The 22,356-nt window shown below is 53.9% G+C and carries 17 protein-coding genes; 15 read left to right on the top strand and 2 right to left on the bottom strand.

Features of this window, described 5'->3' with window-relative positions:
• On the bottom strand, positions 1 to 328 hold a 328-nt coding region (locus B9Y55_RS11025; RefSeq protein WP_143340925.1), incomplete at its 3' end, for a hypothetical protein.
• Positions 329 to 593: 265 nt separating this feature from the next.
• Entirely contained in the window at positions 594 to 1,043 is a 450-nt protein-coding gene (locus tag B9Y55_RS11020) for a hypothetical protein (RefSeq protein WP_085545411.1), read from the bottom strand.
• A 440-nt stretch (positions 1,044 to 1,483) separates the two neighbouring features.
• On the opposite strand from B9Y55_RS11020, the gene B9Y55_RS11015 reads away from it, so the two are divergent.
• The 15 genes from B9Y55_RS11015 to B9Y55_RS10945 all read left to right on the top strand — a co-directional run bounded on the left by B9Y55_RS11015 (position 1,484) and on the right by B9Y55_RS10945 (position 22,073).
• Positions 1,484 to 3,655 (top strand): HD domain-containing protein, encoded by a 2,172-nt coding sequence (locus B9Y55_RS11015; RefSeq protein WP_159448334.1) that lies wholly within the window; start codon positions 1,484 to 1,486, stop codon positions 3,653 to 3,655.
• On the top strand, positions 3,645 to 4,142 hold the full coding sequence (locus B9Y55_RS11010; RefSeq protein WP_085545409.1) for a CYTH domain-containing protein: 498 nt from the start codon (positions 3,645 to 3,647) through the stop codon (positions 4,140 to 4,142). The genes B9Y55_RS11015 and B9Y55_RS11010 overlap by 11 nt, the downstream gene beginning before the upstream one ends.
• Positions 4,117 to 9,246: a hypothetical protein gene (locus B9Y55_RS11005; protein ID WP_159448333.1), complete on the top strand. Its 5,130-nt coding sequence runs from the start codon at positions 4,117 to 4,119 to the stop codon at positions 9,244 to 9,246. Before B9Y55_RS11010 ends, B9Y55_RS11005 begins: the two co-directional genes overlap by 26 nt.
• Complete coding sequence (locus B9Y55_RS11000) at positions 9,206 to 10,189, top strand: hypothetical protein (RefSeq protein WP_085545407.1); 984 nt, start codon at positions 9,206 to 9,208, stop codon at positions 10,187 to 10,189. Before B9Y55_RS11005 ends, B9Y55_RS11000 begins: the two co-directional genes overlap by 41 nt.
• Complete coding sequence (locus B9Y55_RS10995) at positions 10,164 to 11,579, top strand: sigma 54-interacting transcriptional regulator (protein WP_085545406.1); 1,416 nt, start codon at positions 10,164 to 10,166, stop codon at positions 11,577 to 11,579. Before B9Y55_RS11000 ends, B9Y55_RS10995 begins: the two co-directional genes overlap by 26 nt.
• A 140-nt stretch (positions 11,580 to 11,719) precedes the next feature.
• A complete protein-coding gene (locus B9Y55_RS10990) occupies positions 11,720 to 12,106 on the top strand; it encodes a hypothetical protein (protein WP_085545405.1) in 387 nt (128 codons plus the stop codon).
• Positions 12,106 to 13,104: a CRISPR-associated endonuclease Cas1 gene (gene cas1 / locus B9Y55_RS10985; protein WP_085545404.1), complete on the top strand. Its 999-nt coding sequence runs from the start codon at positions 12,106 to 12,108 to the stop codon at positions 13,102 to 13,104. Before B9Y55_RS10990 ends, cas1 begins: the two co-directional genes overlap by 1 nt.
• A 5-nt stretch (positions 13,105 to 13,109) precedes the next feature.
• Complete coding sequence (gene cas2 / locus B9Y55_RS10980; protein ID WP_159448332.1) at positions 13,110 to 13,394, top strand: CRISPR-associated endonuclease Cas2; 285 nt, start codon at positions 13,110 to 13,112, stop codon at positions 13,392 to 13,394.
• A gap of 28 nt (positions 13,395 to 13,422) precedes the next feature.
• On the top strand, positions 13,423 to 14,415 hold the full coding sequence (locus tag B9Y55_RS10975; RefSeq protein ID WP_085545402.1) for a reverse transcriptase domain-containing protein: 993 nt from the start codon (positions 13,423 to 13,425) through the stop codon (positions 14,413 to 14,415).
• Between the two features lie 118 nt (positions 14,416 to 14,533).
• Positions 14,534 to 16,051 carry a Cas10/Cmr2 second palm domain-containing protein gene (locus B9Y55_RS10970; RefSeq protein ID WP_085545401.1) on the top strand — a complete coding sequence of 506 codons (1,518 nt, stop codon included), beginning with the start codon at positions 14,534 to 14,536 and terminating at the stop codon, positions 16,049 to 16,051.
• Between the two features lie 11 nt (positions 16,052 to 16,062).
• Positions 16,063 to 16,647: an RAMP superfamily CRISPR-associated protein gene (locus B9Y55_RS10965; RefSeq protein WP_085545400.1), complete on the top strand. Its 585-nt coding sequence runs from the start codon at positions 16,063 to 16,065 to the stop codon at positions 16,645 to 16,647.
• Positions 16,640 to 18,118, top strand: coding sequence for a hypothetical protein (locus tag B9Y55_RS10960; protein ID WP_085545399.1), 1,479 nt, complete (start codon positions 16,640 to 16,642; stop codon positions 18,116 to 18,118). The genes B9Y55_RS10965 and B9Y55_RS10960 overlap by 8 nt, the downstream gene beginning before the upstream one ends.
• On the top strand, positions 18,118 to 19,503 hold the full coding sequence (locus B9Y55_RS10955; protein ID WP_085545398.1) for an RAMP superfamily CRISPR-associated protein: 1,386 nt from the start codon (positions 18,118 to 18,120) through the stop codon (positions 19,501 to 19,503). Before B9Y55_RS10960 ends, B9Y55_RS10955 begins: the two co-directional genes overlap by 1 nt.
• 3 nt (positions 19,504 to 19,506) lie before the next feature.
• Positions 19,507 to 19,995: a hypothetical protein gene (locus tag B9Y55_RS10950; protein WP_085545397.1), complete on the top strand. Its 489-nt coding sequence runs from the start codon at positions 19,507 to 19,509 to the stop codon at positions 19,993 to 19,995.
• A gap of 2 nt (positions 19,996 to 19,997) precedes the next feature.
• Positions 19,998 to 22,073 carry a TIGR03986 family type III CRISPR-associated RAMP protein gene (locus B9Y55_RS10945; protein ID WP_085545396.1) on the top strand — a complete coding sequence of 692 codons (2,076 nt, stop codon included), beginning with the start codon at positions 19,998 to 20,000 and terminating at the stop codon, positions 22,071 to 22,073.
• The last annotated feature ends 283 nt before the right edge of the window (positions 22,074 to 22,356 follow it).

The raw sequence follows: 22,356 nt of genomic DNA, 5'->3' as shown, positions 1-22,356 counted from the left end.
CCATCCTGACCGTCGTGGCGGTGGACTCGAGCTCCTGAGGTATCGCTCCCTCGGACCTCAGCTTGGCGATTCTGCCCTCAGATGCGTAGAGCTGGTCCAGCAAACCTCCCCATGTAGGGGCGTTGAGCTCCCTGAAGAAGTCCACCGATGCGTCCTGGGCGGCCTCCTCTCTGACCGACTTAAGCTCCTCCTCCAAAGACTCGAGCTGCTGCTGGGTTATCTCTAGAGAGGACGTCAGGTCCGAGACCCTGACCTCAAGCTCGGCGATTCGAGGATCCTCGTTGGCCTTGGCAACCCTTTGGGGGCGAAAGCCTCTCTCCTCTCCCATGATATCCAATACTGTTGCTTTTTATTTATTGTTTTAGAGACATCTGATGGGATCATTGGCTGGCTGTTTGCTCAATCCCCCTGCACAAACTAAAGCAAATGGCTCTTTTTTGAGTTATATGGTGCTTATTACCCCCTCAAAGACAGTTATACCAAGCTTTGCACCCCTCCTCTGTTTTATTCAGTAATAGGTGATGCCCCGCTTTTAGAAGCAGCTCAGGCCCGGATGATTTGGGGTCTGAGCTGCGGCAACTAAGATACTTCCTTTATGATGCTTTTCTTGAGTTCCGGGATGAGGATATCGACGCACTCCTCATGGAAAGGAGGGCATTATTTACGACCGGGATAGTGGCGGTGATTATGGAAAGAAAGTCTTTGAGAGACTCTTCGGAAAGGCGATAGCTAGCTTCGTAGTGACTTTCGATCAACCTAGGCTTCGTCAAATTAAAACCTAAAAGAGTAATCACCTCGTAGAAGTTCGTTTCTGTCACCTCTTGCTCAAAAAAAAAGAAGTACCTGTCTTTCTTTGTTTTAGATTGCTTCACTATCTCCTTCTTAATTAGGGTTGGCAAAAAAGCCAGGGCCATCCCAAAAACGATGATTACGATAGCGACGTTTGAGGTGACATTTAGATAGAGCTTTACGCTCTCCAGGTTCAGTCCTATCAGGATAAAAAATACTCCGTTCACAGCGATAGCCAGTTTTTGAGCGTTCATATTGTTGATCCCCTTTCTACGTTTTGGATTAGCCCTGGTAGCTTTAAGCTACAGAGGTCTTGCCTTGTCTTGTATTTATTTTTTTAGAGGCATTGCTTTGCCGACAGCACCCTAAATACCACATTTCTGATATTTGACTTGCTCGATCATCTCTGAAGTAATTTGGATCATATAGCTAGCAAGAAAGGTCGCAAAATAACCAATGAAGAGCAAAAAACCTGTGCTATCATGGAAAAAGGATCGTAAAAAAGGAGGGCTACGTTTTGGCTGAGGATCGCAAAATAGTAATGCTCTGCACGGTAGGCACTTCTGTTGCTACTCATCTTGAAGGGAATGATTGGTCTGAAAGGAGTCGGGTAAACTCGGATAAATTAGGGGGGTTTTCGGATTCTGTCTTTAAAGATGCCGATATCCCCAACGTAGTGAGAGGTCTTACGAATATGCCCGGATTTTCAATAGGGGAAAAGGAGAGGGGCATCCTCAATAAAGTAAGGTCTGGTGAGATCGATAAAAAGAAATTCGTGACGGAAAACCTTATCTCAGCGGAGGTCCAAAGCACCTTAGGACATATAAGCAGGCAGGAAGACGCCATTTCACTTGACCTTCATCTATATCCATCTAGAGGCGGCATATCCTTCCTAACCGCTCTCTATTGTGTCTGGTACCTGAAAGAGGTTCACGATGCGAAATTATTCCCGAACTGGAAGGATTTTAACTGGACGGTTTCTCCGTTGGATATAAAAGTGGGCGGAGCCCAGGAGTTCCACAAAAGCGTAAACAGTATATTTGAAAAATTCGACGAAATAAGAGCTGGCTTAGGTGCGAGAGATAGCCTGGTTATAAACATGACCGGCGGCTATAAATCTATCTCCGCCTACGCAAGCCTTTACTCTCTGATCTACGATATTCCAGCGATCTACGCTTTTGGAGAGGGACGGGAAGAAACCAGAGAGACCTTTGATCTCATGCCCCTTCCCGTCTCCTGTGCCATAGGTGCTATGGACGAGGAGATCTCCCTTCTCAAAGGGCTTTGCAGCATGGACTCTGTCGAGAGGAACAGAGTTTTGAAAAACTCCACTTTGCCCAGTTGGGTCAGAGGACTTTTTGTAGAAGGGTCGACCTCCTCTTTGGCGAAGAGCCTGATAGAGCAGTATAAAAAAGGCCAGAGCCAGGTGACCGGATCGGGAAGGGAGCTTCTCAGCAGGCTCAAAAAAGTCTCACCCTGCCTGGGAAACTACATGGAAAAACTCATAGAGACCAGATGGTCAGATCTATGGATGGGAGACCAGATCCCCGAGACGGTGGAACACTCCAGACGACATTCCAAGAGGATCATGGAGATAGCGGGCAACGTCATGAGGTCGCTGGACAGAGGAGAGCCACTAGGCGAGGGCCGATCCAAAGATCTGTACATGGACAGACCTATCCCCCTGGCGTTGCTCATATCGGCCATATACCTTCACGATATAGGCCACACCGCCCTGACCTATCCTTTAGACCTTAATGAGTCCGAAGATGGCGACGTATTCCCTCTGTCTCTTTTTCCCTCGGCGGTGAGGGAGGTCCATAACCTTCTATCCGCTGAGATGGTCCGACTCAGGGCGAAGGACCTCTTTCCCGACCCCGACGAAATGGAGGGACTCAACGTAGTAGAAGACCGTGCCGGGGAGCTGAAAGAATATCTGGAGATAGTGAAAAAACTGGTGCCCGAGGTATGTGCTGGACACAGGGGATACGTCCGACTGGACGACTATATCCCTAAAAAAAAGAAAAAATCGGTCTGGGAGGTAGGGAAGTTGCTCATGGGGAAGGAAAGGTTCAAATCGACCCTTTCCCCGGTATCGTCCAGGCTCGGAAAGTTTGCCACCATATTTGCCGGTGGTCATATCTCCGAAGAGGAGGTCCTCACCGTGACCGCCCTTCTCAGGGTTTTAGACGGTTGTGACGTCCAGTCCGACAGGATAGTCGGCGAGGATCATCTCATTCAGAGGCTGGAGCGGACCGCATACGAGGCCAAAGCCCTGGCGGCCCAGCTTCCCATATACAGCCAGATTCTTGAGGCTATCGACCTTGAAATAGATGGTAAGGCCCTGTCCATGAATAGTTGCGTGAAGGAACTTTGTGAGCTGGCGAATAAAATCACCCCCGAGGATTCCCGATCGGGGACCATGGACCGTGAGGTATCTGGCAGAATAGGCAGTATATGTAAAGCCGTCTACCCCGAAATATTCAAGCGTCTGAGAAAACTCAAAGGAGACGACGGCTTCCAGGTGCTCTTTGAAGGGGAGAACCTGTCTATCGTGCAGGGGCTTTCGCTGGTAAACAGGATAGCCTTCAAGTGGGAGCAGTTTCTGCACTTCTATAAACACCGCTTGGTCGAGGTTGTCCTTCCGGTTCCCCCCAAAGAGAAGGGCTCTTTTTCCGTGGATATAAAACTGATACCGAAGGAGATTCAAGGTCAGGAAGCTCCGGCGAACCATGAAGAACAGCTTTACGACATAGCCAAGGAGATAACAGGAGAGGTCGATAGGACGGGCCGACACCTGAGGGGGTTCTACATCAGGCCCGATTACCCAAGAAAAGAGCCGGAGCCAGAGCGGAATGGGAACTGAGATAGAGAGAAAATACCTCTGCAAGGTAGTCGGAAATTCGACTGGAAGGGCCTTGAAAGTCGACCAGCGATACCTGATAGCGACGAAAGCGTGGGAGACCAGGGTTCGATCCATCGACGACAGGTGTTATATCACCGTCAAGACAGGGTCGGGCTTTGTCAGGGGAGAGTGGGAGTTGCCGATCCCTCGGTGGATATTCAGGCTCTTAGGCAGCCTCGCCCCTTGGAGGATCGAAAAGGCCAGGTATAGAACAGGCCCCTGGGAGGTGGACATCTATCCCGACCTTCCTGGGTTTGCGGTGGCGGAGGTGGAGCTTGCCTCCCAACTTGTCCAGGTCCCCAAAATCCCCGAATGGCTGGAGATTCTGGAGGACATAACCCTGGATTCCCGGTGGAAGAATAAAGAGATAGCCCGAAAGGGACTGCCTGAGATCTCTAGGGATATGGAGAGGAGCGGTAGAGTTGAGAACGGAACAAATGCTGAATGAGATAAACAAAACGATCTCCAGTTTTAGCGGAAACGATAGCCCAGCTTCTGTGTCTATAAAGGGGAAACCCGTCCTTAGCCTTGATAACACCGCATGGTTGCTCCTTCTGGATGTGGAGATAAAAAGGTTTGCCGTTAGACGAGAGGTGGCCTGGCTTATACCCATATCGTCAAAGGCCGCTCCTTTAGACGATCACAGGACCGACTGGGGCCTTGCGATGGTAGGCAGGAAAAGAGAAAAGAAAAAAGACAAGAGGTCTTATTTAACATCCTTGAAGAAGAAGCACCTCCCCGATCTCGATAATCTCGAGATATATTCTCCTTGGTGGTCAAATATCGAGTGGGCTTTTAGTAATTTTCTGGATGCTCTTAAAAAAGTAAATGGTAAAGACAGGGAAAAAAACGAGCGGAGGGCTCTTAACCTGATAGCTAAGCTTGAGTCCTACCTAAACAGCTTCTGGACCTCCCGATCGGTTAGGTCGGGATTGGTGAAGGCCTTACCTCTGAACGACAGCAACTCCCTCCGCTGCCTGGAGCTGGAGAGGCAGGTCACCATGGCCTCCAAGGTCCAGACCAACGGCAGGGTCAGGCTTCCCCACGTAAGCCATAAATTTCGACTGTGCCCCTTCCACACCCCCGAGTCGGAGAAAATAGGCCTTCAGCTCTTCATGGCCGCCACGGCACATCGGGGGGAGGACGGCAAAGGGGTCTATCCGGCTGAAGATGGCGAGGAACGAAGCCTTTTCTCCGTGGCCGTCGGTATGGTTCCCTACCCCCATCACAGCGACGGACCTAGGCTCATGATGGGAGGCAAAAACCTCAAACAGGGGGAGCAGAGTATAGAGGGAGGAGAGCCCTCTTTGGTTCCTGGGTACGTAGAGGGAGCCAGAGGGGAAAAGCTAGAGGCCCTTGAAGGCCATCTGGACGAGGCGGGGCGGTTTAAGCCTTACCTGGGCTCCAACGCCCTTGTGGCGGTAATGCCCTGGAAGGGATTCACCTACGAAGACGGCCTGGTGGTCTCTCGGTCTTTCGCTGAGAAGCTGAAGATGGAGCCCAAGCAACAGCCAACCGGAAAAATCTACGAGCTAGAGGGCGAGATGCTTTCCCAAGCTGGGGTTAAGGATTTTCCAGAGCTGATCGAAAGGATCGAGAGGCAGGTTCGTGGTCTGGCGGGAGAAGAGAAGAAAACCTACACCTTCGACGAGCCTCTGCCTCTCCCCGGGGTTTTAGCCGGTGAAAGAAGCCATTTCTATCCGTGGTTTGCGCCAGGGACTTTGATCGGGGTTTCGGTCAAGTCGGTCAGAGACAGGAAAAGAAAGGATTCTCTGAAGTCCAAAGTCGAGATAGTCTACGAGTTTGACATCGTCAGGCCCCTCAGGATCGGCGATAAAATCACCGGAAGGAACGGCAACAAAGGAGTGGTCACCAAAATAGAGGAAGACGATTCCATGCCTAAGGTCGTCCTGAAAGGACCTGACGGTGGGGAGCGTCTGGAGACCGTGGACCTCATCATCTCCCCCTGCTCCATAGTAGGCCGCAAAAACCTTGGTCAGATACTGGAGATGGGCCACGGCCTGGCCTTGAAGGCCCGAGACTGGGGCCTCATAGACGACGAGGTAAAAAGCGACGATCTCTACCGTGGTGAAGAATGGCGAAACACGGTCCTGCCGATCCTCAAAAAGCTTGGCCTAGGTGGCGAGACCGACAAAGGAAGCGGTTTTCCGGTCCGGTACAGTGAGGAAAACCAGGAAAAAGAGGTTCGGGCTTTCTGCGGCTATCAGTATATCTCCCGGCTTGTCCATCACGTGGACAAAAAGCTCCAGGCCCGGGGGACCGACGGCCCCTCCAACGGTTTCATCGGCCAGCCGACCTCAGGAGGTGCCAAAGCGGGACAGAGGCTCGGAGAGATGGAGAACTGGGCCATCCTCAGCAGAGGGCCACTATGCTCCGAAAACGGTTTGAACGGCCACGCCCTGGATCTCCTCTCCAGCCTTAGGGCCTCGGGAGAAAGGCTGGGAGACGGCCAGACACGTACTATGGATGCTCTTGAAAAACTTCTGTGGCTTGCAGGTGTGGATGGTACAGCACGATCTGAGGAAACTATACCTATCAAAAGGGTAGGGTCCGGTGAAGGCACAGCCCCTTGCCTCTCCAGCAGAATCGCTCACGCTTTAATAGCCAATAGCGACAACGAAGAGTATTTTGCCAAGAAATATATCAAGCGGGAGGAGCCGGGCAAGACGTTTAACTTTCCTGCCCCAGAGGAGATCGACGGCCTGAGGAAATCCCCTGCGGTGGTCACCACCATAGACCAGGAAGCCTCCGAGGTGGAGCTGAAAATAACCGAAGCGATCGCACGCTGCCTTGAAAATGAAGCTATTCTAGGCAAGGTCACCCAGTCTTGGATAGACGGAGCCATAAAGGCCATGGAGAGGGCCTTAGGGCTCGAAAGAGGGGAGGAGTCGGATCATCCGATTCTGAGGGCGATCAGGAATATGAAGATAGCTACAAAAAGCAACGATTCGGAGGATCAGCAGGAATCCCGATCATCCTCCGACAGCAAGGGCAAAATGCCCTGTTCCCCTATGGCCCTCTCCCTTCTGACCGCCAGGGGCAAAGATGGCTGGGGCATCCCCTTTATGCTTGACGTTCTCCTCCGACAGGAGACCTTGGGGAAATGCTACAAGGCATTTATGGAGGATGTCGGTAAGGTCCCGAAGGATAGGAAAGTGGCTAATGCGGTAGCCTACGCTGTCCTGACATCGCTACAAAAATATCATCAGACACTCTCCAACTGCGTTAAAGGCAAAAAAGGAATCCTCCGAGGGCACGTTTTGGGTCACAGGACGAACCACAGCGGAAGGGCGGTCATCGTAAGCCGTCCAGAGCTGGCGCTGGACGAGGTACGGCTGCCGGTCCAGCTGGCGGTGGAACTCCTGAAGGACCACGATGGCCTGGAGATCCTTGGCCTGAAGGGGAAATTGAAGGACCTCCGCAAAAAAGCCCACAGCGGAGACGCAGCCAAGGTTAAAGAGGTCGCGGAGGCGATCAACAAGGCTCTGGAGGCAAAAGGTCCCCTGTGGTGTATCCTGATCCGCCAGCCAAGCCTGCACCGCCACTCCGTTCAGGCCTTCAAGTGGACCGTATGGGAGGAACAGGCCATGGCCATCCCCTCCATGGTCACCGAGGGCTTTAACGCCGACTTCGACGGCGACACCATGGCGGTGTATCTGCCCCAAGATCCCTGGATAAGGGACCTTAGCGGTTTTACGTTGAAGGCCACTCCCGGCCGTATCGGCGACGGCAAGCTCATGATAGCCTCCGGTCTGGACCTGGCATTGGGATGGAGCGCTCTGGACAGGGAGACAAAGAAAAAATACCTAGGCTATTGCTATCCGAGGGAGGACGTGGAGGAGAAATCTAAGGGCTACGCAACGCCCTTAGGGACTCTTGTAAACGACATGGTAAAGAACGATCCAGACTGGTGGGACAATCTTGGGCAGCTACAACGAGATATCTGTGCCGCCTCGACGGGGTGCTGCAGCTTTCCTCCCGACGAGCTGGATGCCCTGTTCGTTGAACTAGAGGAAAACAGGAAAGAGGCCCATAATCTGGAGGATACCGAGGACTACGATCCTCAAAAGATAACCCAACAGGAGCTTGGAGAGCTTAAGGCAAAATATCAAAAGCGCGAAAAAACCACCGAAGATGTGATCTCGGCATGGCTTGAAACCCAATCAAACTCTCACCTAAGCAGAATGGTCCTGAGCAAAGCCAAAGGGAAGCCCTCGGATCTTCGTCACATGTGCGGTTTTATCGGCCTTCAGGATATCTACTCAAAGACACCGGAGAAGCTTGTGCCAGTTGTTGGCAAAGAAGATATGGTGGCTAAAGGTAAGAAAAAGCCTAGCCAGAAAAAACCTGACCCGATCCTCTACAAACCTCTCCACGAAAGCTGGATTCCCGGCTGCTTCTGGACCGGCCTGTCAGACGACGAGCTCTTCGTCTACAGCTACGCCTCCAGAGACTCTATGGGGGACAAAAAGCTCGCCACAGCTCAGGCGGGATACCTCTCCCGACTGCTGGCGGAGGGTCTATACGACACCTTGACCGAATCGGAAGACTGCAAATCCGAGGGCCGGATGGAGATATACGCCCAGGTCGTCGGCGAAGATAAGCGGCGACTTTCGATAAACTATACCTTCCCCGAGGGCCATCGTCTGAAGCCCAAAGGAGGCTATCTCTGGGAATCACCGGAGATCTTCCCCGGAGATGAGTTAGGTAGTGCCCTAGAGTCGGTCCTGCTCGGTCGCTGGTGCCACCGGATAGGCCAAAAATCCGACGAACGTATCGACCTTGTGGATTTCGACAAACTGATCGCCGCCGAAGACCTGGATAGGCTAAAGGATATCTCTAAAACGATAAATGTAGGGCAAGGTCCGGTCCTCATAGCCTCCTGTGCCAGCCCCATCACCTGCGCCCAGTCGGAAAGAGGGGTGTGCTCCCGGTGTGTCGGTGCTGACATCGGAAGGGTCGGCGATGGGCCTGTCCCGGTGGATATGCCGGTTGGCCTGAACGCCGCCATGGGCATAGGCGAACGGGGAACCCAGCTCGCCATGAAGAGATTCCACGACGTCGGATCGGGAGTGGAGGGCGACCCTATAAAAAACCTAAGACAGATTCTCGTCACCGGAACACGCCTAGTCTCCGATGATAGTGGTCAGCAAGAGGATGGGACATCCCCCAAGAAAAGGCGCCCTCGGAGGGCTCTGTCCGAACGATATCGAGACCTCCTGGGCAAGGTCCTGACCGAACCAGGATCGGGAGACGAAGAGAGAGCCCACCGTTTCGGAGAGCTTCCTCAGCGTCTCGTCCTCTTTGAACTGGCCTTGAGAGCTCCGAAAGGGCTATCCGCATGGGCCTCGGACTGCGAGGACAGAACCCTTGCGGCCATGGCCTACGAGAGGATCGACGACATCATCCTAAAGGGAGGAGCAGAGGCCCTATCGAGTCTCAAATCGAAGGTTATGTTCAACAAACTATGGAGAGAGGAGGTATGTGTCTGTGAGACAGAGCCTGGGACAAAAGACAGGGGGAAAAACTAAGGTAAGCATAGAGGCCAAGTCTAATTTCGCCGCCTACGTTGCTTCCCCTAGCTTAGTAGAGGAGTTGGACGACGATCAGTCGGACTTTCACGACGAGCTCGAAGAACTGAGGGCTCAGGAAGAGGAACAGGAGGTAGATGCGGATCTAAACGACGAATACGACGACGAAAGGTATGGCGTCGACGACAACCCCGATGTGGATCCTCTCCACATATCTGAAAGTCTGGACTCCTACTGTCGTCCTGTATGGCTGTGGGTTGGCGGGAGGCTCATCTGGTGTCACCACGGAAGGGGTGGCGATCCGTACAAAGAGGGTTTTGGCGAGGGACTCCGCAGACTAGTGGAGTGGTCCACCTCCCATGTGTGGAACTATTTTTCATGGATGGAGAGGCCCGAGTCGTCTCCCTCCCCAAAAGATGCCTCGGGCATCTTTCCCATGTGGTGGATCGGTAAAAACCAGGCCCAGGGCTGGAACCGGATGGCCATAATGGCCCCTGGCTCCGACGCTCCCCTTATGACCGTGGCCTCCTTCTTTGGAAGCTATAAAGGAGGCGGCCTTCCCGAAATTGCCAGCTGGCTATGGTTTAGGGAAAGGTGGCTTAAGCGCTGGTGTGATGAAAGGAATACCGACGAAAAGGGCTTTTTGGAGCTTTTTGAAGGACGTAAAAAACCCGTTTTCTGGAAAGAAGGCGGCAAGGGCGATATAGACGGCAAAGGGATGTATGACGACCATAGAAAAATGCTAAAGGTTAGTCTCATGAACTTCGTCCGTAAAGGCTTGGGGGAGGCTGGTTTTAGTTTGGATCCTAAGGCGGATCTCTTTACTCTCTTCAAATGTGGGAAAGCGAAGGATCCTTTAAAGGACTTCAGTGGCAACGTTTTCGGAAATTGGAAAAAAAGACTGGAGGTCGAGGTCTATGGCGAAGAAAAAAAATCAAGTTGAAGGCGGAATAGCACTGCCGGTATATCTATGTGGAGGCGACGCAATACCCCAGGATTCCCTAGAAAAACTCCTCGTCGAATGTCAAAACAGATGCTCCAAAAGCGCATCTCGTCGCAAGGAGATGAAGGATAACGGCAATATTTTCGCCGTGGTGGATAATATCGATGATGGGGCTCTGGCGATAGGGACCCCCGACGCCATATTGGAGGCCATTGAGGAGAGCAAAAAAAGCCCCTTACTCCCGGTGATAGCTATCCTTGAAGGGGCCACCTGGGGCCAGAGCGTCGAGAAACTACACGGAAACAGAGGACTGTCTCTGATGGGCATCTTCAGGCAGACCCACCTGGGGCTCACCGACGAAGAGGACGAAGACCTCGACGAGCTTGCCAGGTTTCAATCCACCCTTGTTGACCTGTATCGAAAAGAGGTCCGCAGAGAAAAAGGAGAGGAATCCCTCACCAAGGCTATAGACTGGAAGGCCAAGGTGGAGGAAGGCCATGGACCGAGGTTCTTCAGCCTCTGTGCCGACCCCGCAACCCAAGGGCTTATGGACAGCCTTAAATCGTCTCTCAGGTCCCTTGCGAACGATAAAAAATTGGGGGGATTAAGTAAAACAAGATCTGAAGTGGCAGATGATCCAGAGCAGCGAAAATCCCTCTCTAGCTTAGGCGATATCCTTGGAATTTCAGGCTCTAGGCTACCCTCCATCCTGCTCCTAGGTGAGACCGGGACGGGAAAAAGCCTTCTGGCCCGGTGGATCGCCGAAGCTCTGTTCCCCGGCCAGACCGACGGATTCGCATCGATGAACATCTCAGCGATACCGTCGGAGCTGGTGGACTCCATGCTGTTTGGGGCGGTAGAGGGATCTTATACCGGGATGAAGGGAGGGGAGGATGTTCCGGGGTTCTTTTTAGCCAACGCAGGGAAAGTCGTCTTTCTGGACGAGATTGGCGACATGAGGTCGGATCATCAGACCAGGCTCCTGACCTACATGGACAGCGGCACCGTCAGACCTGTGGGATATCACGGCGAGCCTATCGCCGCTCCGGTGATTCTGGTGGCGGCCACAAACAGGCCCCTCAGGGAATGGGTTGCCTCGGGCAAAGACAGCTTCCGTGGAGACCTGCTTCATCGTTTCGACCACGTGGTGGAGATTCCCTCCATAAGGGAGAGGCAGGCGGACAGAAAACTCCTGATCAGCCTGGTGCTCCAGGATAAGGAGGTCAACCCCTGTGGTGTGGTGGAACGGATCTCCCTGGACGCCATAAATCACCTGATAAAAAAGGACTACCCCGGCAATTTCAGAGAGCTGAGGTTCACCATCAGACAGGCGGTCCAGAAGGCCTCTCTGGAGGGGAATAAAACCATCTGCCTTAGACACTGTATTTAGCGATAACACCTAAACTCCCCATGAAGGGGCCAGCGTGATCCTGGCCCCTTCATGGGGAGTGTTTATGTCTCCAAAAAGATAAATATAAAGCAAGAGCCTGTGGCTCATCAGATACAGATAAATAAGCTGGAGGTGTTTCTATGTTTTGGATTTTCTTGATCATTGGGATTATCGCTTTTTGCGTACATTGTGCTAGCGATCCGGTAAACACAGCCGGTTCCACCAAACCGAAATCGAGGAAAAAGCATAGGGATAACCGTGGACCTTATGTCGCTTCCGATGGGCGGGTTTACGACAAAAAAGAGACCCCTGAAGAGTACGACGCCAGAAAGAGAAGAGAAGAACTTAAGTGGGAGAAGTTAGAAAGGGAAAGAAAGAGAGAGGAAAAAAGGAGGATAAACGAAGCGAAGAACCGTAAGCAAAATAAAACCTTTACGGCTAAAAAGACCTCTTCCAGAGTTTCACCAGCCCTGGAGGGAGTCTTTGACGACGGAGGATTTCAAAACCAAAAGGTCAAGGTCAAATAATGGCTACCGTCTACCTCGAGAGTCCAGGGCTGGTCCTGAGACGGAGAGGAGGAGCCCTCGAGATGTGTCGAGGGGACTCGATTCTAAAGGTCATACCTATGGCCGATGTCGACTCCGTAGTGGTCTCCTCCTGGGCCAAGATAACCACCCCTCTCATGATGGAGTTTCTCGAGAGGGGCATATCGGTTCACTACCTTAAGCCTGGGGGAAGGTACATGGGAAGCGTCACCCCCGCCAGATCCAGAGGCTGGGAGGTGAAGATGGCCCAGTACGAGACATTGAGAGACGAGGCTCGTCGTTTGAATCTGGCCAGAAGCATAGTGCTCGGAAAGCTCCTAGGCCAGAGGTTGTTGCTCCAGAGGTCGGTCTATAGAGGTAAAGACATAGATGGCACGTTGCTCAAAGCGTCCACAGACCTAAAAGGACTGTCTAGAATGGCCTCTATGGCGGAAGACATGGACTACCTAAGGGGCTTAGAGGGCCACGGTGCGGCGATTTACTTCGCATCGTGGCCCTTGCTGCTTCGTCCGCCTTGGTCCCTCGACGGAAGAAACCGCCGTCCCCCGAGGGATCCGGTCAACGCCATGCTCTCCTTTGGCTACACCCTGCTGGTAGGGGTTATCCATAACGCCGTTATAGGGGCAGGGCTAGACCCTCTGGTGGGCTACCTTCACCCTCCTTTTAGGAATAGATCCTCCCTAGTTTTGGACCTTATGGAGGAGTTTCGGCCTGCGGTGATCGACAGGGCGGTTATCTCCCTCTGCAACAGAGGGGACATGGAGCCTCACTGGTTTGAGCTATCGCCTGATGGAGTCACCATGACCCCCTCCGCTCGGCGACGACTGATCTCCTCCGTCGAGGACAGGCTGAATACGGAGGTCACCGACAGAGGATCGGGAATAACCACCACCTTCCGCCGTCACGCCGACTTTCAGGCCAGAAGGTGGGCCAGCGCCCTAAAAGACGACGAAGACTACAGGCCCCTGGTCTTCGGGTGATAGGGATGAAAAGCTTCTATCTGGTCGGCTACGACATAGTATCGGACAAAAGGAGGTCCAAAGTGGCCTCCATAATGGAGTCCTTCGGATATCGGGTTCAGTACAGCCTCTTCGAGTGTCGATTGGACCGCAGGGACTTTGGCTCTATGGTTAAGCAGCTGGCTCCCTATGTGGATAAGGGGCAGGGCGACTCCATAAGGATATACAGGCTCTGTGAAGCCTGTGTATCGAAGGCTATGTACTATGGAGCCTGCCCCGATCCCTGGGAGAGGCCGGAGATAATTATTTAGGAAAACTAAGAAAAGGAGGTGTTCGGTCTTGGGAAGGCTTTTTGACGTGGTGACCTCCGTTCCCGAGTTGATCCGGGCATGGGAGGTCGTCCGAAGAAAAGGAGGTAGCTCCGCCGGTGTCGACGGCGTCAGACTAGATGATTTTGCCCTAGGGCTGGGCGAACACCTTGGGAACCTCCACCGAGAGCTGATCTCCGGTGGATACGATCCATCGCCTCTTCTCTCCATCAGGCTCCCCAAGAAAACCCCCGGCGAATGGCGTCAGATAGGCATACCTACGATAAAAGACAGAGTGATATTTCATAGCTTGGTCGAGGTGCTTCACTACCTTCTGGAGCCGGTATTTATGGACTCCAGCTTTGCCTTCAGACAGGGCTGTGGCGTGAGAGAGGCCATAGATCTGGCCCTGGCACTCCTGAGGGAAGGCAACACCTGGGCTGTGAGAGGGGATATCAGAGGGTGTTTTGACTCTATGAGCTGGACGATCCTCTCCAGGTCTCTCAGACGGTACGTTCCAGACGACGGAGTAAGGAGCCTGCTCAACAGGGGCATTCGACTGCCCTATCTTCACGGCAGAAGGCTCATAACCAGAACTAAGGGCCTGCCTCAGGGTACGGGCTTTTCCCCTCCCTTAGCCAACATGTATCTCCATCACTTCGATGTCTCTATGGCCCAGAGAGGCTTTTCGGTTATCCGGTATGGAGACGACTGGATGATCCTCTGCCCTAACAGAAAAGAGGCCGAAAGGGCCTGGAAAACCGCCATGAGGGAGCTGGCCATGCTGGAGGTCGAGATCAACAGGGCCAAGAGCGGCATCTTCGACCTCTCCAGACAGGAGGTTTCCTTCCTTGGGTTTAACATAGGCAGAGGGAGGATCGACGGAGACTCCTCCGCCTGGAACCGTTTTCGTAGGTGTGTTGACGTCCTTAGAGATCCTGAATCCTCCGAGGATAGCCGACGGCTCGCCAGAAGCGAACTCGCCGGCATAAAAGCGATGTACAGGGGAATCGGAGAGTTCTAGCTTTTCTAATGTGCCGTCCTGCTTTATTCAGGGCGGCACATGGCATATAATGAAAGACGATTGCAACGCTTTAAACAGCGGAACGGGTTTCCTTTATCCACGGAAGGAGGAAAGGTTTATGTGGTATTACGTGTTCGCCGCAAAGGGATTGCAGGATTTTATCCTTAAAGGCGACAAGCTTCGGCTTATGGTCGGCGGTAGCGCAATAATCGAAGACCTATCGGTGAACTTTTTCGGCAAGTTGTTCGAGGGGCTGGGCCTCAGGCCCGGCGAGGACTACGACATTATCTCCAAAGCAGCAGGGGGTGTAAGGGTCCTGTTCTTTCACGAGGGAGACGGTGAGGAGGTTCTCAAGGTAGTCCCGATGGCCCTGTCCCTCTACGCATCGGGGCTGGACTTCGTCCAGACTCTGCTTCCAGTGGAGGACGGTCTGGCGGAGACCATGAAAAAAGCGGAAAAGGTGCTTATGAACCGGCGAGGGCTGGCCTTTCCATCGCTGCCTCCGGCTGGCCCTCTTGCGGAGCGGTGTCCCAGATCTGGGCTCCCTGGGGTAGGCAGTTTTTCCCAAGGTGGAGATAGAGAGCCTGCGGACCTATCTATGGTCCTAAGGGACAGAGCGTCCTCCGGCCTGGCCCATTCCTTTATGGCGGAAAAAGCCCTCGGAGCGGACAGGGCAAAAGACGACACGATTCAGTTGCCTATGGACATGGCGGAGATCGTTAGAGGCGATAAAAGCGACGTGGCTGTGGTCCATATAGACGGCAACGGCCTAGGGGCTATGGTGATAAAGCTTTTCGATGGGCTTTCCGGCGAGAAAGACGACAGTGTGGCCAAAGTGTACAAGAATTTCTCCTCGGCTATCCAGAGTGCCTCGGAGCGGTCCCTTCAGATCGCCCTGTCCCCTCTCGTCGAGGAAACCGTCGAAAAGGGAGGTCGCTTTTATCCTTTCCGCCCCTTAGTCTGCGCCGGAGACGACGTCACCGTCATCCTAAGAGGGGCAGATGGCCTGGATTTCGCCGATCGCTTCTTGTGTGCCTTCGAGGAGGAAAGCGCCAAAGAGCTGGGAGGTCTGAACCTTCCGGATCTATCGGAGGGGTTGACCGCCTGTGCGGGAATCGCCTACGTAAAGAGCAACTTCCCTTTCTCCCAAGCCTACGAACTGAGCGAGTCCCTCTGTTCCTATGCCAAGGACAAAACCAACCGAAGCTGCTCTTCTTTGGCCTTCTGGAGGGTCACCACCACTATGGCCGACGACTTCAGCGGGATCATAGAGCGAGAACTCACCTTCGGCGACGTGGTCATGACCATGATGCCCTATACCACCGGAGGCAAGACCAAGGGGCAGCTCTCTCCATCTCTGGCCTCCTTGAGAGCTCTGAAGGACTCGGTCTCCGCCATGCCAAGAGGCACCTTAAGGGGGATACTATCCAAAGTCGCAGTAGGGAAAGACAGGGCCTGTAGGGATTTTGAGCGGATAATCCAGGTTCACAAGGATAAAGGGGATCATTGCAAAAATCTACTGGAAGCCCTTAAGGCTATAACCGGCAGGGACGGAAAGGACTCCCTTTTCTCGGAAGATAACCGCAGTCCCCTTCACGATGGTATAGACCTCTGCTCCATCGATAAATCGAGATAGGAGGGATTTTAATGAAATCGATCCTCATAGAGATTCAGATCCTCAGCTTCTGGCACGCCGGATCGGGGATAGGCAGAGGCTCCGATCTGGACGCCATGGTCTACAGAGACGTAACGGGCCTTCCCTGTCTGCCTGGCAGGACGGTAAAAGGGATCCTTCGAGAGGGATTTCAGGTCTGCGAGGACGCCGGGATGTTGAGCTCCGGCAAAACGGCGGAGCTCTTTGGCTCTCCCGCCACGAAAGAACGAGACTCGGCCCCTGGCTCCCTCAGGTTCAACGATGCCCAGCTTCCCGAGCCCGACCGGTCGTATCTCGCCTCCTCGGAGGGAGCCCTTTTGAGACAGTCTCTCTACTCCTCCTTCGCCTCAACCAGCCTGGACGAAAACGGACTGGCGAAGGATTACACCTTGAGGACCATAGAGCTGGCGGTCCCGGTCACCTTGGTCACGTCGGTCAGCTCTATGACAGGGAGCGACGTATGCCTTGAGGACTTCATCAAGGCCTGCTCGGTGGTCAGAGGAATCGGTGGTCACAGGACCAGAGGGTTAGGTCGCTGTCGCTGGACGGCGAAAGACGGAGGTGAGCTCGGTGTTTAAAAGGCACTACAGAGTGGATCTTCTTTCCGACGTGGCCATAACCGCCGACGCGGCCACCATCGGAGGACACAGAGGTCTGGATTATCTCAGAGGCTCTATATTCCTAGGGGCCGCGGTGGCGTCATCTATGAAAGATGGAGGAGATTTCTCCCCGGAGCTTTTCCTCTCCGGCAAGGTCAGGTTTCTAAACGCCTATCCCCTAGCCGATGGACTCCCTGCCTTTCCCTTCCCCCTTTGCTTCCATAAGGTCAAAGGAGAGGAATGGAAGGGAGCCAGACCCTGGAACTCCCTCACCGACGAACATCTCACCGGAGGGAGACAGCCCAAGCAATGGAGAAGCGGCTATCTCTCGACGAAGGGGCAGGTGGTCGAGATACCTATGGAGCACAGGATGAAAACCGCCGTGGATAGAGGCTCCAGAAGAAGCCAGGAAGGCCAGCTTTTCGGCTATCAGTCCATACCTAAAGGAACCTCCTTTCTCTGGACCTTACAGGCCGACGAAAAAGATGACCTTGAGATGGTTCATCGGTGGCTTACGGAAGCTCCGGTGTATCTCGGCAGATCTAAAGGGGCGGAGTACGGCTCGGTGCGAATATCGGCTGTCGAACCTGTAGGGGCAGAAAACAGCCCTCCAGTTCGCCACCCCGAGGACCTTGTGGTCCTCTATCTCCTCTCCGACCTGGCCCTGTCGAGGGACGGCCTGCCGGTGCTTCTGCCGGAGGGGCGAGACTTCGGCCTGGAAGGCGTCAAGCTGGACTGGGAGAGAAGCTCCATAAAGGTGGACCGATACGCTCCCTGGAACGGCTTTTTCAACTCCCGAATGACCGAAAGGCAGATCATCTCCAAAGGAAGCGTGCTGGTTTTCTCTCCCGACCCTAAAAACGGCGGAACCGTTGACCTGGAGGAACTGAGCTCCCGTTTATCCCGAGGGGTTGGGCTTTTTACCGAGGAAGGCATGGGACAGATCCTGGTCAATCCCCGATGGGTCTTAGAGCCTCCTGAGCTAAAGGCGGGGACAGATCCTTCCTCCGATAGGCCATCTCAGCCTGATACCCCTTTGGTGAGGTTCCTAAAGAGAAAGACCGACCGGGCGGAGTTCTCCGACGAGGCCCTTATAACCGCCAGAAAGTGGGCCAAATCCTGGTATAGCCTGGCGAAGAAGCTCCTAGGAGACGGCCAGGAAGTCCCCTCCAAGGCTCAATGGGGAACGGTGAGACAGCTGTCCCTTCGCTTTATGGACAGGCCAGGGGACCTCATGAAGGAACTGGAAAAGTTCTGCACCGAGGACCTTCGGAAAAAGGCCTGGGAGGGATCTATATACGTAAGCGGCAGAAATCTATCGCTCTATCAGGCCCTGATCGAGAGCATGACCAAAAAACCAGACGAAAGATCCTGTCTGGCCCTTCATCTGGCCGCTATCGAGATGGGACGGATGATGTCCCGTTCCGATAACGAAAAGGAGGTTCGGTGATGACAGCCCTGTATTCTCACAGATACGTTATGAGAGGAACCATCCAGTTTACAACTCCCTTTATCATAGGGGCCGGCCAGACCGACGACGTGGCTGACGCTATCTTCGTCTCCGACGCCAACGGACTGCCCGCCATCCCAGGCTCCAGCCTTGCGGGGGTCCTTCGGTCGGTATTCAGGGAGAAAGTGGCATCTAAAGCGAAGGAAAACTCACTCTTCGGCTTTCAGGAAAAAGACAAAGGGGAGGGATCCAGACTGTCGGTGTCCTGGGGCTGTATCCACGACTCCGCCGATGTCCCTGTGGAAGGACTTGTCTCCCCTGAGAGGCTTGCGGACCCGGTCCTTATAAAGGCCCAAAACCCCTCTATCAGGGACCATGTCAGGATCAACCACCTAGGGGCCTCCGACTCGGGAGACAGAGGCAAGTTCGACGAGGCTCCGGTCTGTGCAGGCCACCGCTTTACCTTCGAGCTGGAGATGATAGGCAAAGAGGAAGATCGCCCTCTGTGGGACGACCTAATGTCCCTGTTGTCCGACCCAGCCCTGAGGCTAGGAGGACGGACGAGAAGGGGCTACGGGGCTTTCCGCTTCGTCTCCCTCAGAGGCAGGGTTTTCGACCTCTCCAAGGAGGCGGACTTCTCCGACTACAGCCTTCATCCTGTAGAGCTAGCTACCAGGTCGAAGGTCTTAAAAGATATGGTCCTCGAGACAAAAGAGCAGAACCACACCGGCGTCTCCATGGAGCTTATTCCCGAGGGGCACTGGATGTTCGGAGGAGGAAACGACATCGCAGGAGACGCCGACATGGCCCCGGTCAGGGACAGCTGCATCGTTTGGGAGGGCGACAAAGGAAAGGTCCTTGAGGACGTGCTGGTCGTTCCCGCCTCGTCCATCAAAGGGGCCATATCCCACAGGGTCGCTTTCCATTACAACGCTCTTTCGGGACTCTTCGCCGATAGCGTGGAGGATCCAGCCTCCTGTTCTGGAGAGTCTAACGACGGAGTTAGACAGCTTTTCGGCTTCTGCAAGGATAAAAACGAGGGCAGAAGAGGATCGATCGTCATGGACGACATCTACATCATGGCCGACCAGGCTCCGGCGGATCAGTGGATCCCCCACGTAGGCATAGACCGCTTTACCGGAGGAGCCAGGGACTCGGTGCTCTTCTCCGAGAGGCCTCTTTGGGGCGGAGCCATACCCTTTTCGCTGAAGGTCGTAGGCGACTGCCTCAAGGACGAAAAAATCCTTCTGGCCCTGCGGCGGACCCTGGAGGATCTGGCCTCCGGCAGGCTTCAGGTCGGTGCCGGTTCCGGTAGAGGCCTTGGTCGGTTCCGCTCCACCGACGTAAAGTGGACCGGGGCCCTGAGCTCCATAAAGGAGGGATAGTCTATGAGTACGGAAAAACTTCACCCTGCGGACCTCCTGAGCAAGGTCCTTCCCGATAGGGCCAGGGACATCGAGCCAGGCAAACTAAAAAGCTCCACAGAGAGACTTTCCGACCCAGCGGAGGCCCTCAGTCTATTCAGCTCTTTCGGCGGTGAAGGCTGGATCTGCACCGCCTCCACCAGCGACATAATCAGGTTCTCCCCCTCTGCACCGCTGGCTGTCGGCGGTGGCTGGCCTATCTGCGGCGAGGCGGTAAAAGGAAAGGAGAGCCTTCATCTAAACCGCTGCGACTCAGGGTGGGAGCTTGTCACCGTCTCCCGTGAGGACTCGAATGACGATCACGATACGATCCTATCCAGCAGCTTCACCGCAAAAGGGGGAGGCAGACTTCGCTACGAGACCTATTGGGGATTGGCAGACGTCGCAGGGCAGGTGGAGCTTCGCCCTGTTGGATTCCGCTTCGTCGGTTTCGAACCTAAAAAGGAGGGCTAACCGTGGTCGCCATACCTTCACCTTATTCTTTTGTGCCTCTGTCGAAAAACGTATTCTTCCCCGACTGGGCCGACAGGGTATCCCTGGACGTTCCCTTCAGTGACGGAATCAGCGGCTTCATCCAGGTATCGGTCACCGCTAAAACCCCTATCTACATAAGGGGAAACCAGGATGACAAGACCAAGCCTGGCTACAGCGACTTTTTCAGGGTCTGCCCTAAAGGCCCCTACGCCATACCGGGAACCTCCTTCAAAGGCATGATCCGGTCGGTTATGGAGATAGCCTCCTTCTCCAAGATCGCCGGAACCAACGGTGACACCGCCAGAGTCGACGATAAAAGATATGCCATAAGGGACCTCCAGAACAGAGACCTATACACAGGAAAGATCACCGAGCAGGTCGGAAGGGCCTATAAACCTAAGGTCAAGACCGCATGGCTCAGCCAGGATAGAGAGGATGGCCGTTGGGTGCTCAACTTCTGCCAGATGGCCAGGGTGGAGCAGGAGGATCTGGAGAGGGCCTTTCCCCGGGCCAGAGGCATCGGGACGAGGCGACAGTCGGCCAAGGATAAATACGGCCTGATCCCCCCGGAGACGGAGGTCCAGTTTGACTGCGGCCCGGAGAAGGACCACCCCCACTCAAGGGGGAATATGCTTCGCTACAGGAAGGCCTCAAACCTGGGCAAGGGCAAGGACAGAGGGATTATAGTCCTCACAGGTCAGCCCGCACCAAGAGATGGCCGACCGGGCAAAAAACACATGGAGTTCATTTTCTTCGACACCAAGAGTCAATTTGATCCGGTGCCGGACAACATAAGAAAAGACTTCACCTTCGCTCACAACGAGCTTGGGGAGAACAGAAAACCTAACCAAGAATGGGCCTTCTGGGAGAGCCGCTTCAAGGAGGGCAAAAAGGTTCCGGTGTTCGTCCTCATGGAGGGCAGGGAGATCTCCTCCATGGGACTAGCCCTAATGTACCGTCTGCCCTACTCTAACTCGATCCATCAGGCTATAAGGCACACCTCGCCGGACCATCTAAACCCATCTCGACTGGACCTGGCGGAGCTCGTCTTTGGTCGAGTAGAGGGGACCGATGGCCTGAGGGGAAGGGTCTCGGTGGAAAACCTTCTGGCTCATGGAGATCCTAAGACCAAAAAAGAGGTGGCTACTGTCCTCGGAGCACCAAAACCGACCTACTATCCCAACTACATAAAGCAAGACGCGGGCTCGGATGGAACCGTAAAAAAAAGATACCAGAGCTTCATGGATTCAAACTGTGAGATTCGGGGCTGGAAGAGATATATTGTCCGAGAGGATAAAGAGGACATAAAAGACGTCCCTCCATCGCCGACGCAAAACGTGGAGACCCGGTTCAGTCCCCTTCCCTCTGAGACGACCTTTTCCGGCAGGATATACGTCCACAACCTCCGGCCCCAGGAACTAGGGGCACTGATCTGGGCCCTCACCTGGGGAGGAAACCCCAAGCTCCGTCACTCCCTTGGCATGGCCAAGCCTCTGGGTTTTGGCTCCGTATCGGTTTCCATCGATGGGCAGGACCTTGCCTGGTGCGATCCTAACAGGTCGGAAGATCTGTCCGCCAAAAACTGCACCCAGGCATTCGAGAGCATGATGGACTCCTTTATCGGCGATAAGGGGAAATGGAAGGCATCCGCAGAGCTTCGATCTCTTCTCGCCATGGCCGATCCTGCCCATAAGTGGGACTTCGATCTGACATATCCGAGATTAGGGGGAGCTAGGGATAATCAGTTTGTCGATTTCAAGAAAGACAATGCCTCTCTGCTAGGCCCTCTAGACGGCAAAGTGGAGGAGCCAAAATCGGCCAAGAGAAAGCCACCGAAGATCGCACCGAAAGAGGCAGAGCCTGATACACCGGAGGGCCGGTTTTTAAAGGATATCGATGGTTGGAGTCTTAAAGATATTCAGAAAAACCACAAAAAAAGCGGCATCAGCCCCGACAAGATAGATCAGACAGTCAGGAAACAGATATACGATAAGCTCGCAAAAAAGTGCAAGAACGCACCTCAGTTATCCGCAGTTCTGAAGGAGTGGAAGCCCTGATCTCCAAAACATAGAACAGCCGCCTATCGGGCCCTAAAATCATCCGGGCCTGATAGGCGATTTTTAGTCTTTTGCACCCCCCCTTGGATAAAGAGGATATCGTCTAGATCTAAAGAAAACGGGGGAGGGGTGCAAGCCTTGGTATGAGTGGCTTTGAAGGGGTTGTGAATATTGTCTAACTCGAAAAAAGGGCCATTTGCTTTAGCTTGTGCAGAGGGGGTGGAAAACAAGGGGCTCTCAGGCTCGTTGACGACGGTGTTCAAAAGAGGTACACTCTACCCAC

This window comes from Dethiosulfovibrio salsuginis (assembly GCF_900177735.1).
Lineage (GTDB): Bacteria > Synergistota > Synergistia > Synergistales > Dethiosulfovibrionaceae > Dethiosulfovibrio > Dethiosulfovibrio salsuginis.
This window is presented reverse-complemented; position numbering and strand designations above follow the sequence as displayed.

Excerpts from the sequence above, each read along its gene's own strand:
- B9Y55_RS11020 (WP_085545411.1), bottom strand. The coding sequence starts at position 1,043 with ATGAACGCTCAAAAACTGGCTATCGCTGTGAACGGAGTATTTTTTATC.
- B9Y55_RS11015 (WP_159448334.1), top strand. The coding sequence starts at position 1,484 with ATGCCCGGATTTTCAATAGGGGAAAAGGAGAGGGGCATCCTCAATAAA.
- B9Y55_RS11010 (WP_085545409.1), top strand. The coding sequence starts at position 3,645 with ATGGGAACTGAGATAGAGAGAAAATACCTCTGCAAGGTAGTCGGAAAT.
- B9Y55_RS10995 (WP_085545406.1), top strand. The coding sequence starts at position 10,164 with ATGGCGAAGAAAAAAAATCAAGTTGAAGGCGGAATAGCACTGCCGGTA.
- B9Y55_RS10990 (WP_085545405.1), top strand. The coding sequence starts at position 11,720 with ATGTTTTGGATTTTCTTGATCATTGGGATTATCGCTTTTTGCGTACAT.
- cas1 (WP_085545404.1), top strand. The coding sequence starts at position 12,106 with ATGGCTACCGTCTACCTCGAGAGTCCAGGGCTGGTCCTGAGACGGAGA.
- cas2 (WP_159448332.1), top strand. The coding sequence starts at position 13,110 with ATGAAAAGCTTCTATCTGGTCGGCTACGACATAGTATCGGACAAAAGG.
- B9Y55_RS10970 (WP_085545401.1), top strand. The coding sequence starts at position 14,534 with ATGTGGTATTACGTGTTCGCCGCAAAGGGATTGCAGGATTTTATCCTT.
- B9Y55_RS10965 (WP_085545400.1), top strand. The coding sequence starts at position 16,063 with ATGAAATCGATCCTCATAGAGATTCAGATCCTCAGCTTCTGGCACGCC.
- B9Y55_RS10955 (WP_085545398.1), top strand. The coding sequence starts at position 18,118 with ATGACAGCCCTGTATTCTCACAGATACGTTATGAGAGGAACCATCCAG.
- B9Y55_RS10950 (WP_085545397.1), top strand. The coding sequence starts at position 19,507 with ATGAGTACGGAAAAACTTCACCCTGCGGACCTCCTGAGCAAGGTCCTT.